We start from the raw sequence: 16,366 nt of genomic DNA, 5'->3' as shown, positions 1-16,366 counted from the left end.
ATGCAACTAGAATGCACATAGAGGGAGGAATCTAGTAGAAAAGTTGGTGTGTGAAATTGAAAAATGTATTGAAAAACCGTTCGTTCTTTTATATGTGGATTGGCAGTGCAATTTCAGAGTTAGGCGGGGCTTTCGGAACGTTATGTAATTCGATTCTTGTTTACGAATTAACAGGATCAAAAACAGCATTAAGTAGTATGTGGCTACTATACTTTATCCCATCTCTTATACTACAACTAATAAGTGGCCCATTTATTGATAAATGGAGCCGGAAGTGGATTATGATTTTTTCGCAATGGATGCGGGCTTCGGTTTTCTTACTGCCGTTAGTCATGTTACTTACTAACAGTATAGAAGTATGGCATGTGTATGTCGTACAAATAATAATCGGGCTTATTACGCCGCTGTATACACCTGCAAGTCAAGCAATTACACCGAGTATTGTAAGTAAAGAACAGCTTCAAGACGCAAATGCGTATATTGATGGAATGGCTCGTCTTATGATGTTTCTTGCGCCCGTATTAGCCGGAGTAATCATTCATTTGATTGGAACAGAACTTACATTATCTTTCGTATGTATTTGTCTATTTGTTAGTGGCGCATTACTACTTAATATAAAAGAAAAGAGAACAAAACAATCTATTCGGAAAACGTGGTTAGAACAGTTTCTTCACGGTTTTACATATTTTTTTACAAAACCAGTTATCGTTTGGCTCGGTATTTTTCTTACTTTCGTGCAATTTGGAGTTGGGGTTACGCTAGTTACAAATCTTCCTTATATAAAAGACGAGCTGTCAGCCGGGTATGCGGAATTTGGTTATTTTATGGCCGGATTCCCATTTGGCTATGTAGTTGGATCTATACTAGTCGGAAAAGTAACATATAAAAGCCGGCGTATACTTATGCTTGGTGGATTGTTTATAGGAGGACTCACATATATTTCTCTAGCATTCAATCATAGTATAGTAATTGCAGTGTTCATTGAAGTTGTTGCAGGCATTTGCATTGCCTTTTTCAATGTTCATAACACGACAATAAGCCAACAAACAGTACCAAACAATATGATAGGGCAAGTATTTTCAGTGCGGTTATTTTTCATACGATCCGCTATGCCGTTAGGTGTGTTATTAGGAGGCATACTGAGTGAAATGTGGGGAGTGAGAGCACTATACTTTATCATCGGTGCGATTATATGTACCACTTCTTTAATAGGAATATTACTTCCGTATTTCAAATTTTTAGATGAGGCGATAGAAGAGAAATCAGCATAATTCAAATAATTATAACTTTTTAATTGAAAATAATTATCATAATCAACTATAATAGAAGAATACTAGTATTCGTATTACAAAGAGGGAGTGGGATTATATGTTTATCGAAACGAAAACATTTACAGTAAAAGAAGGTACATCAAATATAGTTGTAGAACGTTTCACTGGAGAAGGTATTATTGAAAAATTTGAAGGCTTCATCGACCTAAGCGTTCTTGTGAAAAAAGTAAGACGCGGCGACGAAGAAGTTGTCGTTATGATTCGCTGGGAATCTGAAGAAGCATGGAAAAACTGGGAAACAAGTGAAGAACATCTAGCAGGACATAGAGCGAGTCGTGGTAAACCAAAACCAGATCATATCATTAAAGTGGATCACGCAGTTTATTATGTAAAATCATCGAAAGCGGCTTATCAGCAGTCGTAAAATATAATTAAAGGTAGAGGATATTTGTTTATTAATAAACAAATATCCTCTTTTTTTGACTTATAGTAAAATATGGATGTGATATATGTTTTATTGTTTCGTTATAAATGGAGGTAAATGAAGTGAAAAAAATGTTTGGAGGTTACAAATGTTAGAAGCACAAATATCTGTTAAACATGAACAACATAAAAAATTAGTGCAAACCATAGTAGCTGAAATCTTATCTATAAATAAGATAACTGGATGTATGCTTATCGGATCTGTCGCAAGAGGTGATGCATATCCTGATTCGGATTTAGACTTCTATGTTCTTTTAGAAGACGGACAAAATAAGAAATTTCATTCTGAAACGAGAGAAGAAATTTTAGTTGAATATAAGTATGCAGACGTTAATCAAATACTAGAAAACTTCAAAAACAATCCGATGGAATTATACTCATTTTTAGAAGGGGAAATTTTATTTGATAAAAGCGGCGAGTTGAAAAAGTTAAAGGAAATAGCTACATATGAATTTGAAAACTATCGTGTTTCTAGTGACAAAGTGAAAGGCATTTCTTATTGGTTGCATAGTTCGCTCATTAAAATTCAGTCTGCTTTAAAAGCAAATGATGAGTTAAAAGCTTCATACATTGTTCATACGTCAACTTGGACATTGTTAGAAGGGATATGGGCTATTAATAACAAGCCTACACCGCCAGCGGGATCTGTTTTAAGGTATATACAAGTGTTGCCTAATAAACCAATTCATTTGGAGGCATTACTTCATAAACTATTTGTAGGGGATACAATAGAACGTACCTCTTCAGCAATTTTCTTGATTGAGTGGATTTTACACAATTTGAAAAGTAAATAATTTGACCATTTTATATAGGTAAATTAAAATTTCATGTCGAATGATTCATGTAATTGCATGCATTAAAAAAGCGTTCTAAGCTATAGAGAAAAGTATTAGACTATAAAGCATAGTCTTAGACGGAACGCTTGAATATCTTGCTTTACATATTTAGGTGTTATGGATATGAGTCTATATAACTTCTGTTTAATAGGAGATGAGTAAATGAAGTTAAATCATTTGAATCTATGTGTTGATGATTTATCAGAAGCGAGACATTTCTTTGAAACATTTTTTGATTTTCAATTTTTGGAGCAAAAGGGGAAGGCACTAGTAGTGATGAGAGTGGATTTATACTTGTGCTAAGCGATCCAAAAGCATTTAAGGGAAATAAGGAAGTTATGTACCCTGAAGCTTTTCATATTGGTTTTTTAGTGGATACTTCAAGTGAAGTTGATCAAACATATAATCGTTTAGTAGCTGGTGGCATTGAAATAGACAAGGAACCGTATGCAATGAGAGGTAGTAGTTACGGTTTTTATTTTTCAATGTTTAATGGATTGTTAATTGAAGTGTCCTGCCTTGACTATAAAGATGGTAAGAAAATTTAATAACAAATTTACAATAGTAATTGCATGAAGATGTAACTATACCCCTTATCCAGTTTGGAAAGGGGCTTAATTATTTTAAGGGACATAAAAGTAAAAATAAACGAATTTTAGTCAGGAAAAGGGTTTGTGAGACAGCCTTTTTATTAATCTATCTGAATCTCAAATTCAATCACAGCTTGATCTTTCCTAAACGGTATATTAAGTTCTTTAAATCGTAATCTAATTCCAGACGAATTATCAGGAAGGGCAGGAGATACAACGAAATGATGACTCAAATGTCCATCAGTACCGCCACCACCTTCAGGCCAGCAGTCATATGTATCATCTATTGATAATTGGAAGAAACTATGAGGCTTATTTTCATTAAAAACTTTATCAGTGGAATCCCAATCGCTATATAAATAAACTACACTAGCATTTGCATATTGCCGAATAAAAGTTACGGTATACATGATACCATCATGTTCATAAGATTTAAAAACAGGTAAATGTTTTTTGAATGTAGTTGGTTCGACGCGAGGTTTAAATTCACCTTCGTCCATCATGGAAGAGAATAGTGAATTTAAATAGTCTGGATAGAATCCGTATTGCTTTGCCCATTTATAAATGGCTTCATCATGTGGAAAACCTGGATCACCATCTGAAAGTTCTTTTCGTTCTTTTAATAGGGCACAAATTTTTTCATCGATAGTATATAACCTTTCATCGTAATAATCAGTAGGCCGTTCAAAACCCATTCGTTTCATAATCATTCCTCCTTTTCTTTATTTTAACAAAAAAGAAAGTGCGATACATTTTTAAATGTAAATTTAAACTCATTCATAAATCAAATATTGTAGACTTAAAATGAAGTTTGATAACAAGGTCTATTTAGCAGAGGAATTACTTATGCATAAAATAATAATAATGTATGAATCAAGCAGGTTTCCCATATGGTAAAGTACGAAACTATTATAAGTAGTACAGTGAAATCAATAGGAGGTTACCGCTATGACAGCTGTTTTTAAAGATATGGCGTTCCAGTTAAAAACGGAACGACTCGATCTGAATATGTGGGAGGAATCTGATGCAGTCTGGCTGAGACAATTAATTGGTGAACGTGGTGTGGACATGCCAACCATTGAATCTGTTCGTAGCTCTCTTATCGAAATGCGCAAGAAAGCAACTGAAAATGGTATTTCTCTTCTTACTATACGTAGGCGAGAAGAAGGGGATTTCATCGGATACTGTGGTTTAATCATCGGTCGTTCCACGCTTGAAGAGCCAGAGATTGCATATGAGTTGTTCCAAAGTGCTCATCGAAAAGGTTATGCGACAGAGGCAGCATCAGCAGTGCTTGAGGCCGCGATCGCTACGGGGCGCCAAAGACTTTGGTCAACTGTAGGTGCTTGGAATACAGCGTCTTTCCGGGTATTAGAAAAGATAGGGTTTCATCGGCATCACAGTACGTGGGGGGAGCGCGGTGAGATTGTTTGGAACGTACGCGATCTGTAGAAATCTGACTAAATCCGGAACAAAAAAATGTAAAAGAAAACCTCTATGCTAGGTTACTTAGTAATCTAACATAGAGGTTTTTCTTTATAGTAAATATTAATTTTGTATATATTTAAGAGTAATAGTCTGTCGTTTATTTTAATTTTTTACATCGTCGAATAATTGGAGTGCCTCTTTCACATTCAATCTATTCTTCACAATGCCATGAATCGCTTGAATCATCGCAGCAGGATGTTCAGATTGCCATATGTTTCGCCCCATATCTACGCCGATTGCGCCTTCTTGCAGTGCATTGTACGTAATGTTTAATGCGTCTTCAATTGAATCGAGTTTTGGACCACCAGCGATTACAACTGGGGCAGGGCAAGTGCTGGTGATTTTTTCGAATCCTTCGCAGTAATACGTTTTAATAATGTCAGCACCCATTTCAACACATACGCGGGAAGCGAGTGCTAGAAAGCGTGCTTCACGTTTTTGTAATTCTTTCGCAACAGCGGTAATACCGAGTACTGGTAGACCGTAATCGTGAGCTTCTGAAACTACATTTGCGAGATTTGAAACAGTTTGTGTTTCATAGTCTGATCCGACGAAAACAGAAACACCGACGCCAATTGCGTTTTGTTTTACTGCTTCTTTTACTGGTGTAACAATTGTTTCATTCGCTAAATCTTTACCGACGACAGTAGCTCCACCTGAAACACGCATAACCATCGGTGTGCTGCAGTTTTCAGGAATACAGGAGCTAAGTACACCTCGAGTTAAAAAGAGGGAATCTGTGTAAGGAAGTAAGTTTTTAACTGTTTCAAGTGGCTGTTCTAGCCCGTGAATGGGTCCTAAAAAGTAGCCGTGATCTATCGCTAACATAACCGCTCTTCCATCAGGCAAAATTGTATTTAATCGATTTTTAAATCCCCAAGTCATTAGAAATCACTCCTTCGTTAATGTTGGATTTCCCGTTTGTACCGTATCTTTATTTGGTAAATGTGGTGACTTAATAAAAACTGCTTTAAAAGGTTTGTCAGAATGGTTAATAAGATAGTGAGATTCATGAGGGCGAACTTGCAATACATCGCCTTGTTTAATCGGAACTTTTTCGTTATTCACATAGAAATCAATTTCACCTTCTAATGCATAAAAGACTTCCTCGCACGTCGTATGGTAGTGATTTTGAAACTCTTGCCCAGGCTGAATGACAACAAGGCCAAGATCAATATTCGGACCTTGTATTAAATATTTCGGCCCATTATCACCGAAGCGATAGGAGAAGTCATTTTCATTCGCTTTTAACATACTTTTTCACTCCTTTATGTAATGTGTTACAGAGCACCAGGCGCAATCCACATATGTGAGGTGAGCCCTTTATCAGCTAAAGCGAGTTGACTGTTATACACAGTTTTCCATGTTTCATAGAATTCTTTATATAGTTCATGATTTTCAGTAACTGGTTCAAATGTGTGCTCCCACTGTACAAACTGTTCAGCAGTTTCTTCCATAGCTGAATATATGCCAGCGCCAACTCCAGCAGCAATCGCAGTTCCTAAAGCAGCTGCTTCTTTCACAACAGGTACTTTTACAGGAATACCAAGGACGTCCGATAAAATTTGTGGCCATAGTTTTCCTTTAGCAGCACCGCCAGCAAAAATGACTTCAGAAGGGAATGTCCCTGTTAGATTTTCTATTAATTTTAAGTTGCCAAGTGTAACGAAGGCAGCATTTTCTTCAATAGCACGGAACAGTTCTTTTTTTCCGCATTTGTCTGCATCTAAACTTAAATTTAAAAAAGAAGGTGCGGCATGACGCCAAGAAATGTAGTTCATAACATTTGAAAAGGTAGGGATAATGCCATGTGAACCAACAGGTACGTCTTTCGCTTGTTCTTCTAATAATGTATAAGCATCTACACCGAGTTTGTCAGCAAGTTTCTTTTCCTCATGGCAAAAAGCGTCTCGAAACCAGCGCATAACAAGGCCTGGGAAAAAGGCAATCGTTTCATATTGCCAAAGGTTAGGTACGACGTGACAATTTACCCGAATGGAAGCATGTGGATCTGTTTTTGGTTCTGTAACATTGACTTCTTGTTGCCAAAAACTACCTCCGCATATTAACGTTTGATTAGGTTTCACGACTCCTGTTCCAAGTGAGGCCATTTGTGCATCTCCGCCCCCGGCGACGACAGGAATTCCTTCACATAATCCAGTTAATGCTGCACACTCTTTTGTGACGTTGCCAATTACTGTACCCGCTTCATTTACTGTTGTTGAAAATGGTAACGTTAAACCGCACTCGATAGCGACATCGTTATCCCATACTCTATTTTGCAGGTCAAAAATACCGGACGTACATCCATTTGATGGATCGATTTGCAGCACGCCGCTTAATTTATATAAAATCCAATCGTTTAACATCGTAAAAGAGTGAATAGCATTATAGACGTCTGGTTCATGTTTTTTAATCCAAAGTAGGCGGGGTAAAGCACCTAATGAAAAAGTTTGACCAGATCTTGTATATAATTCTTCTTCAAGATGTGACCGAATTTCTTTTAGTTCACTAACTTCGGCGGATGCGCGCCCATCAACATTTGCACAAGCCCAAATTTCTTGCCCATCTTTATCATATAAAACAAAACCTTCTCGCATACTAGTAGCGCTAATAGCTTGAATAGAAGAGGGCGAGACATTACTTCTTTGTAAAACTTCTTTCGTGCATTGTTGTACAAGTTGCCAGTTTTCTTTTACATCAAAATTCATAGAGCCTGGATAACAAGGATCCGTTTTATGAACCCATTCTTTTTGACTGACCGCAATTTGATTACCTAGTAAATCAAAAAGAACAGCTCGAATGCTTCCTGTACCAGCATCAAAAGCTAATAAATGAGACATTAACAATCACCATCCTTTCGTAATAAGGAGAGGGCCGTTTCCTCATCGGTAATTAATGTATGAATGAACTTTCCTTTTAAGGCACCATAAATTGCATCTATCTTTTCTATACCTCCAGCAACACCAACGACATGTTTCATTTTGCGCAGAATCGAGAGCGGCGTACCAATTAGTCGATTATGATGTGGGAGCTTTAATAAATCACCATTCGTATTATAAAACTGCCCTAAAATATCGCCAGCACCGTTTTGACTACGAATATATGTCATCTCACGTAGTGTTAATTTTTCTTCTTTTACAATAGTTGCGTCTTGGGATAGCCCGCCAATGCCAACAACTGCTGTATGAGCAAGTGAAGCGACATGAAGCATATCTTTTACACTCGGTTCTGATAGAATACTTTGTGCCATTTCGGTTGTAGATGCTAGAAACGGCGTAGGGATAATGTGAAAATCGCCTTGCATGTAGTGAAAATAGTTTTGTTTTCTCGGGAGATAGTGATTTACTCCGCCTGTTAGCGTTACAATTGAAAGATTAATAGAAGTTTCAAAATGAATGTTTTCTAGCATTTTGCTAATCGTTTCACCCCAGCCAATGCCGAGTAAATCGCCTTGTTGGAGCTGAGTTTCTAAATACTGTGCAGCAGCTTTTCCGAGAGAAGCGTGATAATTGTTTATTGGAGTAGGGATAATGAAAGCATCTTTTAAATGGAATTTTTTCATTAGGTCACGCTCAATACTTAAACAGTGTAAACCAGTCCCTTTTACGTGAAATGTAACGATACCTTCACTGCGCGCCTTATCTAATAATCGGACAACTTTATTTCTTGAAATGTGAAGAAGTGAAGCAATTTCCTGTTGTGTTAATTGGTCTTTATAATAGTACCAAGCTACTTTAGTTAATAAATTCTCTTCAAAGTTCAGCTGTGTCATACGCGTCATCCCTTTCAACAATTGACCACTGCTTAAACATATGTGCCATGTATTTTGTTTATTCCAGTTGAAACGATTAATTGTCTGATGAAAAAAGTGTTCTAGATATGAAAAAAGAAATATACAATGCTACAAAACAAGTAGAACAAATAATCATTTTCTCAAAAAATGTTCTGGATGAAGGCAGGTGACATCATGTGGAGAACGTACCTTTATTACATGTAAAGAAAATGAGTAAGGCGTTTTCAAATCAACATGTGTTAAAAGAGGTGAACTTACAAGTAGAGCGTGGCGATATATACGCTTTAGTTGGAGGAAATGGTGCTGGAAAATCAACATTAATGAAAATATTAACGGGGTTATATTCGTATGATAGTGGAGAAATGTATGTAAAAGGAATGAGGAAACAGTTTGTAAATCCGGAAAAAGCACACCGAGAAGGGATTTACTTAATACCACAAGAACCACTCATTTTTCCGCATATGACCATTGAAGAAAATATATGTATCGGACTAAAAGGGAAGAAAAAGGAATTAAAAGTAAAGATTCAGCAATTGATTGACAGTTTAAGATGGGATATTGACCTTAAAGAATTAGGAGGATCACTATCCATTGCGCAGCAACAGTTAGTAGAAATCGTTAGAGGATTAATACGGCAAGCCGAGATTCTTATTTTAGATGAGCCAACATCGACATTAACAACTCACGAAATAAAGAGTCTTTTTGTGCTGATGAAAAGTTTACAAGAAAAAGGAATTGGAATGATATATATTACGCATCGCTTTCCAGAAATCTTTGAAATTGCCAACAAAGTAGCGATATTACGTGATGGAATGATTGTAAGCCAAGGTGATGTATGTGACTATACATATGACATGCTAATGGAGGGGTTATTGCCGAAAGGGTATAAACAAGAAGAGAAAAGAGAAATAGTGCAAGAGACAAAAGAAACGAAAAAAATATTAGAAGTAATTGATATAACGAGTCACGCATTCGAAAATATATCATTTACTGTACATGCTGGAGAGATTGTAGGAATTGCTGGCATTGTTGGATCAGGCAGAACGGAATTAGCAGAAACCATATTTGGATTGAAGTCTATAAAATCAGGTTCTATTTTATTAGAAGGAAAATCAATTGATTCATGCTCTTTGCATAAAAGACTTAGCGAGGGATTAGTTTATGTGCCAGAGGATAGAGCAAGAAATGGTATTTTCTCAATTGCATCGGTTAAAGAAAATATGACTGCAGCAAGTTTACATCAGAATAGTCGATTTTTCATTAACCAAGAAAAAGAAAGCGCTTTATTGAAGGCGTATATAGAACAGTTTCGAATTGTTGTACGAAGCATGGATGAAGTTCTAGCATCTTTATCGGGAGGTAATCAGCAAAAAGTCGTGCTTGCAAAATATCTTGCGTGTAATCCAAAAATTATTATTCTTGATGAACCGACTCGCGGAATTGATGCGAAAGCAAGGATTGAAGTATATGAGACGATAGAAAAAATGAAAAGGGAAGGACTCGCAATATTATTAATCTCTTCCGATGTTGAAGAAATCGTTCAATTAGTAAATCGTGTATATGTAATGCGAAATGGACAATTTGTTTCTCATTTAGAGAAACAAAATATGACTGTAGATGAAGTTACACGTCTTGCATACGGAGGTGTAACGGAATGAAACGTATGTATAAAATGCACGAAACATCTATCATACTATTATTACTCATTTACATTGCCATTGTCGGAATGATAAATCCAAGTTTCGTTCAGCTTAACGCGTTATCTTTAATGATGAAATCAAGCGTTATTTTAGTTGTGCTAGCAATTGGCCAATCGTTCGTCTTATTTACGAAAAATATAGACGTATCAGTCGGTTCAATTATGGGATTAAGCGCAGCTGTTTGCGGGATGTTGTTAACGGATGGATATCATGCATTTTTGTCCATACTTGCTGCTATTTTACTTGGCGCTATTCTCGGTTTTATAAATGGGATTGGCGTTGCGAAGTTTCGGGTACCAGCTATTATTATGACATTAGGTATGTTAGGGATCATTAGAGGTGCGATGTTAATTTTCACAGGCGGAAAGTGGATTGAAGACATACCAAACAATTTTAAGCAACTGTCATCGATCGTCATATTTGGTTTGCCGATAATTGTATGGGTTGTTCTTATTATTTTACTACTACTATACTTCTTTTTAAGGAAAGTGCCATTCGGAAGATACTTCTATGCGGTAGGTGATAATGAAGATGGCGCGAGACTCATTGGTATACCAGTTAATAAAGTGAAGATATATGCGTTTATTATATCTGGCATAAGCGCTGCTCTCGCTGGTTGCATATTTGTCATGAATATCGGGTTCGTACCAAATCAAACAGGTACCGGGATAGAACTACAGGTTATCGCAGCTGCTGTACTAGGGGGAATTCATTTAAAAGGAGGAACGGGTTCTATAGTTGGAGCTGCATTAGGAGCAGTATTTTTAGAGGCGATTAGTAGTTCACTTGTCTTTTTAAAAATACCTGCGTTTTGGAATAATGCTATTTCAGGGTTTTTATTATTAGTAATCGTTATATTAGATAGTGTTATGAAAAAGTGGAAGGCGGAAAGGAGGATGAATCTATGAAGTATTTGTACAGATGGGAAGGTGTTCTAATTGTATTACTTTTTATAGAATTCATTCTCTTTAGTTTTATAAGTAGTGATTTCTTAAATATTAGTAATCTCCTTTTTAGTACAAATGATTTTCTATTTATAGCAATCGCAGCGATACCAATGACTTTCGTTATTGTAACAGGAGGAATTGACGTTTCTGTAGGATCTATTATGGGGTTAACTTCGATTATAATTGGTGTACTTTGGATGAATGGAATACCTATTTTGCTAGCGGTCATATTAGCTCTTTTAATCAGCTGTTTAGCAGGAGCTTTAAACGGATTCATTATAAAAATGACAGACGTAGAGCCACTTGTCGTTACACTCGGAACAATGTTTTTATACGGCGGAATTGCACTCGTCATTTCAGGAGGGGCAGGTGCTTCTGGATATGAAGGGATAGGTGGTTTGCCTGACGCATTTGTACAACTGGCAAACGGTAGTTTTATAGGGATACCGAATTTATTATGGTTATTGATTATATTAACGATTTTATGCACTGTATTGTTTCACCGTACTATTTATGGGCGCCACGTCAAATTAACTGGTGCAAACGAAAATGCAGCAAAATACACTGGGATCAAAACGAAAAAAGTAGTCATCATCGCTTACATACTTTCCGGGTTAGGAGGTGGATTAGGAGGCGCTTTCTTAACTGCATATTTCAGCTCCGCACGTGCTGATATGGGAAGTGAAACGATTTTACCAATCATTACAGCAGTCGTATTAGGCGGGACACTTATTACAGGGGGAAAAGGAAGTATTATCGGTACTGTACTGGCGAGTATTTTTATTGGGTTAATGCAGTATGGCTTGCAAATGACGGGTTTAACAAATGAACAATCTAACGTAGTTATTGGTATTATTCTTATTCTTTCAGTTATTATGAGACATTTCAAATTACATCAATTCACACCATGGAAAAGAAAGAACTTGCATAAGGGGGAAATGTCATGAAGAGAAAACTGGGGATTGTATTCATTGTATGCATTTGTTTAATCGGTTTAATCGCTTGCTCTAGTCAAACGGCAGATAAGAAAAGGGCAGATGATGTGAAATTTGCATTCATTCCGAAATTAACTGGAGTTGGCTTCTTTACATCGGGCGGTGAAGGAGCAAAAGAGATGGGAGATAAGTTAGGCGTACATGTGAAATATGATGGACCGTCTGAAGCAAGCGTATCAGGGCAAGTGAAATATATAAACAACTTTATTAATCAAAACTATGATGCACTTATGGTCTCATCTACTTCAGTAGATGGTCTATCGCAATCATTGCAACGAGCTAAGAAAAAAGGAATGACTGTTTTAACGTGGGATTCTGATGTGAATCCGAAAGACCGATCATTTTATATAAGCCAAGGAACACCAGATCAACTTGCTAATTTATTAATTGAAATGACTTCCAAACAAATTGGAGATAAAGGAAAAGTAGCTTTCTTTTATTCTAGCCCAACAGTAACGGATCAAAACCAATGGGTAACGAAAGCGAAAGAAATTATTAAAAAGAAATATCCAAGCTGGGAAATTGTAACGACGCAGTATGGTGAAAATAATGCGCAAAAATCTTTATCTGTAGGAGAGAACATTTTAAAAACATATCCAGATATTAATGCAGTCATTTGCCCGGATGCAACGGCACTACCAGCGATGGCACAAGCAGCTGAAAACTTAAAAATGGATAAAAAAGTAGTCGTAACTGGTTTTTCCACACCAAACGTTATGCGTGATTACGTAAAACGTGGAACAGTACAACAATTTGGATTATGGGATGTAAAACAACAAGGTGCACTCGCAACGTATGTAGCAAATGAAATAGTAGTAAAAGGGAAGAAGTTAAAAGTAGGGGATAGTTTCGAAGTAAAAGGAATCGGAAAAGTGAAAGTAGAGCCAAACTCCATCCAAGGTTATGATTATGAAGCAGAAGGAAATGGAATTATAGTATTACCAGAGCGGGTTGTATTTACGAAAGAGAATATTGATAAATATAATTTTTAGTAACAAAAAAACGTCCGAATAAATCGGACGTTTTTTAATAACTTCTTTAATTATGAACCGTTTCTTTTTCATTTAATCCAAGCGTACGACCTGTAGAAGTGTGAAGGTCTTGGAACAATCTTGGATTTTCAGTTAGTGAAATGCCATAAGAAGGAATCATTTCTTTTATTTTTTCTTCCCATTCTACCATGCGGCTCGGGAAACATTTTTCTAATACTTCAAGCATGACGTGAACGGCAGTAGAGGCACCTGGTGAAGCACCTAGTAATGCAGCGATTGAGCCGTCAGCTGCACTAACAACTTCAGTACCGAATTGAAGTGTACCTTTACCGCCAGCATCAGTATCTTTAATTACTTGTACACGTTGCCCAGCAACTACAATATCCCAATCTTCACTTTTCGCGTTCGGAATGAATTCGCGTAATTCTTCCATACGTTTTTCGTGAGATAACATAACTTGCTGAATTAAGTATTTTGTTAATCCCATTTCTTTTACACCAGCAGCTAACATCGTTAAGACGTTATTTGGTTTTACAGAACCAATTAAGTCAAGGTTTGAGCCAGTTTTTAAGAACTTAGGAGAGAACCCTGCGAACGGTCCAAATAGTAAAGCTTTTTTATTGTCTATATATCTCGTATCAAGGTGAGGTACAGACATTGGCGGAGCGCCAACTTTAGCTTTACCATATACTTTCGCATGATGTTGCTCGACAACTTTTTGGTTTTTACATACCATAAATAGTCCACTTACAGGGAATCCACCAATATGTTTTGATTCAGGGATACCAGTCTTTTGTAGTAGAGGTAGACTACCGCCACCGCCGCCGATAAAGACGAATTTTGCAGTGTGATGCTCAATTTTACCACTATTCATATCGTGTACTTTTACTTCCCACAAACCATTCTTTGTGCGTTTAATATTTTCGACACTATGTTTGTAGTTTAGCTCGACATTTTTCGTTTGTAAGTAATCAAACAACATACGTGTTAATGCACCGAAGTTAACATCTGTTCCAGAATCAATCTTCGTTGCAGCCATTGGTTCGTTAGGTGTACGTCCTTCCATAATGAGTGGAAGCCATTTTTTTAATGTTTCAGGAGCATCGGAAAATTCCATACCTTGAAACAGTGGATTTTTTGAAAGCGCTTCAAAACGGTTTTTTAGAAACTCAACATTTTTTTCACCTTGTACTAAACTCATATGAGGTAGAGGCATAATGAAATCTTGTGGATTACGAATTAATTTACTTTTTACAAGATATGCCCAAAATTGTCTTGAAAGCTGGAATTGCTCATTCACTTTTACAGCCTTACTAATATCTATAGATCCGTCAGATTTTTCGGAAGTATAGTTCAGTTCGCATAGCGCAGAATGCCCTGTACCTGCATTATTCCATTCATTAGAGCTTTCTTCCCCGGCACTTGCGAGTTTTTCAAAAACTTTAATTTCCCATTCAGGTGCTAATTCTTTTAGTAATGAGCCTAACGTTGCACTCATAATTCCTGCACCAATTAAGATAACGTCTGTTTTTTGCTGCATGTTGCTCATGATAATCTCTCCATCCCCTATATTGGCAAAAAAGAGTAGGTGTTTTCTATGTCTAAGCCGTAAAAGAGAAACACCGCCTAGGCCCCACCTAGGTATTTACCTTTTTTGTCTCAATTGTATAACCATCTCATACTCTATTATAATAATTAATAGACTAAAATATCTAGTGTTATCTGATAATTTTAAACTATTTAACGTTTTATTCGCCAAAAATCTTATTTAACAAGCTCTTTTAAGGTGATAAATAGAAAAAAATTACAGTTTGAAATTATCCCGAAAAAGCTTACGTATCGTAGAATGGGTAGAAAGGATACCTTTTTATGGAATTTTACCTCTGATAATAGTATGGTTATTCTGTAAAATGAAAAGGAGGGATACCAATGGGTACACAAGAACAAATCGCAAACTTATTTCGAAATTTTTCAATAAAGGAATGTAAAGGGTCAAGTGATTTATATGAATACTTATCAATAAAAATTGCTGAAGATGAGGAAGTACTTACACTATCTTCCTACGCTCAAGTAGGCCAACCAATTCCAAACTTATTATTAGGTGCTGTACATTATTTATTGCTATCAGGGAAAGAACATCATTTAAAAATGTATTACAGTAGCTTAGTTGAAAATGCTAATACGGATTTAAATCAAGCTTTTGATTATTTTAAAGATTTCTGTAAAACGTATCGAGAAGAAATCATTACCTTATTACAAACGAAACTCGTTCAAACGAATGAAGTAAGGCGATGTGCGTACTTATACCCAAGTTTTTGTTACATATTTAATAAAGTGAAAAAACAATTAGCGTTAATTGAAATTGGGACAAGTTCTGGATTACAACTGTTCTGGGATCAATATAGCTATTCGTATGGAACAGATGTAACATACGGAAATATAAACTCGAATGTGCATGTAACTTCTGAAATAAGAGGAGAGAATGTGCCTCATTTTCTAAAAGAAAGTCCATCTGTCGCAGAAAGAATAGGACTAGATTTACATGTAAATGATTTACATAGTAATGAAGATTATTTGTGGCTACGTGCACTCATTTGGCCAGAGCATAAAGAAAGACTTGAAATGTTTGACCAAGCAGCATCTTTAGTGAAGACTGAATCTGTTCAATTAATAGAAGGAGACGGTGTGGAGCTATTGCCATCTATCATCGAACAAATAAGTAAAGATGCTATAATCTGTATTTTCCATACACACGTCGCAAATCAAATACCTGAACAAGTAAAACGTAAGTTAGAAAAACAAATCCAAGAAATCGGTGCAAAACGTGATGTATTCCACCTATATAACAACATGTGGGACCGGGACCTTCATATTGATTATTATATTAACGGAAACGAATATCGTGAAACGGTTGGAGAAACCGAAGGGCATGGGAGATGGTTTAGCTGGAAAATTGGAGACCGAACTTTATGCTAAAGGAAACCTAACAATTATGGGTTTCGTCACCAATATTCGTAATAAAAACAGTTGACAGAAGGTAATCCGTCAACTGTTTTTTATTTTTATTAAACTTGCTTTATGTATCCAATTAAGTGTTAAACATGTCCCTGCTGCATGTTGCAAATAGCCCATGAAATAATCTTCTCTCAAAAGAAGCTAAAGAAAGTAGATTATAAAACTCTTGCTAGTGCCAAAAAAAGAAGCCACTGGTTAATGGGCTATATTACTAGTTTAATAATTTATAACTTCAAATGGAAAAACCAGGGGA

15 protein-coding genes and 1 pseudogene are annotated in these 16,366 nt (G+C 36.3%); 10 read left to right on the top strand and 6 right to left on the bottom strand.

Features of this window, described 5'->3' with window-relative positions:
• Positions 1-56: 56 nt before the first annotated feature.
• The 4 genes and pseudogenes from RBB48_RS17030 (at position 57) to RBB48_RS17015 (ending at position 3,138) form a co-directional block, all read left to right on the top strand.
• Positions 57-1,271, top strand: coding sequence for an MFS transporter (locus RBB48_RS17030; RefSeq protein WP_097890346.1), 1,215 nt, complete (start codon positions 57-59; stop codon positions 1,269-1,271).
• A gap of 97 nt (positions 1,272-1,368) precedes the next feature.
• Complete coding sequence (hmoA, locus tag RBB48_RS17025; RefSeq protein WP_088609164.1) at positions 1,369-1,695, top strand: heme-degrading monooxygenase HmoA; 327 nt, start codon at positions 1,369-1,371, stop codon at positions 1,693-1,695.
• 148 nt (positions 1,696-1,843) lie between these two features.
• Entirely contained in the window at positions 1,844-2,548 is a 705-nt protein-coding gene (locus tag RBB48_RS17020) for a nucleotidyltransferase domain-containing protein (RefSeq protein ID WP_097890224.1), read from the top strand.
• A 204-nt stretch (positions 2,549-2,752) separates the two neighbouring features.
• Positions 2,753-3,138, top strand: a pseudogene (locus RBB48_RS17015) (VOC family protein).
• A gap of 143 nt (positions 3,139-3,281) precedes the next feature.
• Here the strand turns inward: RBB48_RS17015 and RBB48_RS17010 are convergent.
• The gene (locus RBB48_RS17010; protein ID WP_141542741.1) at positions 3,282-3,884 is read right to left on the bottom strand and encodes a chorismate mutase; all 603 of its coding nucleotides are present in this window, start codon (positions 3,882-3,884) and stop codon (positions 3,282-3,284) included.
• Between the two features lie 244 nt (positions 3,885-4,128).
• Between RBB48_RS17010 and RBB48_RS17005 the strand changes: the two genes are divergently transcribed.
• Entirely contained in the window at positions 4,129-4,632 is a 504-nt protein-coding gene (locus RBB48_RS17005; RefSeq protein WP_088063795.1) for a GNAT family N-acetyltransferase, read from the top strand.
• A 138-nt stretch (positions 4,633-4,770) separates the two neighbouring features.
• Here the strand turns inward: RBB48_RS17005 and lsrF are convergent, their stop codons facing one another.
• From lsrF to RBB48_RS16985, 4 genes are read right to left on the bottom strand one after another with little or no spacing between them, the layout of a single operon-like run.
• On the bottom strand, positions 4,771-5,553 hold the full coding sequence (lsrF, locus tag RBB48_RS17000; RefSeq protein ID WP_088063794.1) for a 3-hydroxy-5-phosphonooxypentane-2,4-dione thiolase: 783 nt from the start codon (positions 5,551-5,553) through the stop codon (positions 4,771-4,773).
• A 6-nt stretch (positions 5,554-5,559) separates the two neighbouring features.
• A complete protein-coding gene (locus RBB48_RS16995) occupies positions 5,560-5,922 on the bottom strand; it encodes a cupin domain-containing protein (protein ID WP_088609161.1) in 363 nt (120 codons plus the stop codon).
• 26 nt (positions 5,923-5,948) lie between these two features.
• Complete coding sequence (lsrK, locus tag RBB48_RS16990; RefSeq protein ID WP_142291763.1) at positions 5,949-7,511, bottom strand: autoinducer-2 kinase; 1,563 nt, start codon at positions 7,509-7,511, stop codon at positions 5,949-5,951.
• Positions 7,511-8,443, bottom strand: a complete 933-nt coding sequence (locus RBB48_RS16985; RefSeq protein WP_087984656.1) for a sugar-binding transcriptional regulator — start codon at positions 8,441-8,443, stop codon at positions 7,511-7,513. Before RBB48_RS16985 ends, lsrK begins: the two co-directional genes overlap by 1 nt.
• Before the next feature lie 197 nt (positions 8,444-8,640).
• On the opposite strand from RBB48_RS16985, the gene RBB48_RS16980 reads away from it, so the two are divergent.
• From RBB48_RS16980 to lsrB, 4 genes are read left to right on the top strand one after another with little or no spacing between them, the layout of a single operon-like run.
• On the top strand, positions 8,641-10,122 hold the full coding sequence (locus RBB48_RS16980; RefSeq protein WP_097890221.1) for a sugar ABC transporter ATP-binding protein: 1,482 nt from the start codon (positions 8,641-8,643) through the stop codon (positions 10,120-10,122).
• Entirely contained in the window at positions 10,119-11,072 is a 954-nt protein-coding gene (locus RBB48_RS16975; RefSeq protein WP_306007872.1) for an ABC transporter permease subunit, read from the top strand. Before RBB48_RS16980 ends, RBB48_RS16975 begins: the two co-directional genes overlap by 4 nt.
• A complete protein-coding gene (locus RBB48_RS16970) occupies positions 11,069-12,058 on the top strand; it encodes an ABC transporter permease subunit (RefSeq protein WP_141542743.1) in 990 nt (329 codons plus the stop codon). Before RBB48_RS16975 ends, RBB48_RS16970 begins: the two co-directional genes overlap by 4 nt.
• Complete coding sequence (gene lsrB / locus RBB48_RS16965) at positions 12,055-13,098, top strand: autoinducer 2 ABC transporter substrate-binding protein LsrB (protein ID WP_087984658.1); 1,044 nt, start codon at positions 12,055-12,057, stop codon at positions 13,096-13,098. Before RBB48_RS16970 ends, lsrB begins: the two co-directional genes overlap by 4 nt.
• A gap of 46 nt (positions 13,099-13,144) precedes the next feature.
• Here lsrB and RBB48_RS16960 read toward each other — a convergent pair whose 3' ends face one another.
• On the bottom strand, positions 13,145-14,647 hold the full coding sequence (locus tag RBB48_RS16960; RefSeq protein WP_000069156.1) for a malate:quinone oxidoreductase: 1,503 nt from the start codon (positions 14,645-14,647) through the stop codon (positions 13,145-13,147).
• 380 nt (positions 14,648-15,027) lie between these two features.
• On the opposite strand from RBB48_RS16960, the gene RBB48_RS16955 reads away from it, so the two are divergent.
• A complete protein-coding gene (locus tag RBB48_RS16955; RefSeq protein ID WP_306007871.1) occupies positions 15,028-16,074 on the top strand; it encodes a DUF2332 domain-containing protein in 1,047 nt (348 codons plus the stop codon).
• Positions 16,075-16,366 lie beyond the last annotated feature (292 nt).

This window comes from Bacillus sp. MMSF_3353 (assembly GCF_030733445.1).
In the GTDB taxonomy this organism is placed as follows: domain Bacteria; phylum Bacillota; class Bacilli; order Bacillales; family Bacillaceae_G; genus Bacillus_A; species Bacillus_A wiedmannii.
This window is presented reverse-complemented; position numbering and strand designations above follow the sequence as displayed.

Bases quoted from the DNA above. Each gene is read 5' to 3' on its own strand.
- RBB48_RS16970 (WP_141542743.1), top strand. From the start codon at position 11,069: ATGAAGTATTTGTACAGATGGGAAGGTGTTCTAATTGTATTACTTTTT.
- RBB48_RS16985 (WP_087984656.1), bottom strand. From the start codon at position 8,443: ATGACACAGCTGAACTTTGAAGAGAATTTATTAACTAAAGTAGCTTGG.
- RBB48_RS16975 (WP_306007872.1), top strand. From the start codon at position 10,119: ATGAAACGTATGTATAAAATGCACGAAACATCTATCATACTATTATTA.
- lsrK (WP_142291763.1), bottom strand. From the start codon at position 7,511: ATGTCTCATTTATTAGCTTTTGATGCTGGTACAGGAAGCATTCGAGCT.
- RBB48_RS17020 (WP_097890224.1), top strand. From the start codon at position 1,844: ATGTTAGAAGCACAAATATCTGTTAAACATGAACAACATAAAAAATTA.
- lsrF (WP_088063794.1), bottom strand. From the start codon at position 5,553: ATGACTTGGGGATTTAAAAATCGATTAAATACAATTTTGCCTGATGGA.
- RBB48_RS16960 (WP_000069156.1), bottom strand. From the start codon at position 14,647: ATGAGCAACATGCAGCAAAAAACAGACGTTATCTTAATTGGTGCAGGA.
- RBB48_RS16955 (WP_306007871.1), top strand. From the start codon at position 15,028: ATGGGTACACAAGAACAAATCGCAAACTTATTTCGAAATTTTTCAATA.
- hmoA (WP_088609164.1), top strand. From the start codon at position 1,369: ATGTTTATCGAAACGAAAACATTTACAGTAAAAGAAGGTACATCAAAT.
- RBB48_RS17005 (WP_088063795.1), top strand. From the start codon at position 4,129: ATGACAGCTGTTTTTAAAGATATGGCGTTCCAGTTAAAAACGGAACGA.
- RBB48_RS16995 (WP_088609161.1), bottom strand. From the start codon at position 5,922: ATGTTAAAAGCGAATGAAAATGACTTCTCCTATCGCTTCGGTGATAAT.
- lsrB (WP_087984658.1), top strand. From the start codon at position 12,055: ATGAAGAGAAAACTGGGGATTGTATTCATTGTATGCATTTGTTTAATC.
- RBB48_RS17010 (WP_141542741.1), bottom strand. From the start codon at position 3,884: ATGAAACGAATGGGTTTTGAACGGCCTACTGATTATTACGATGAAAGG.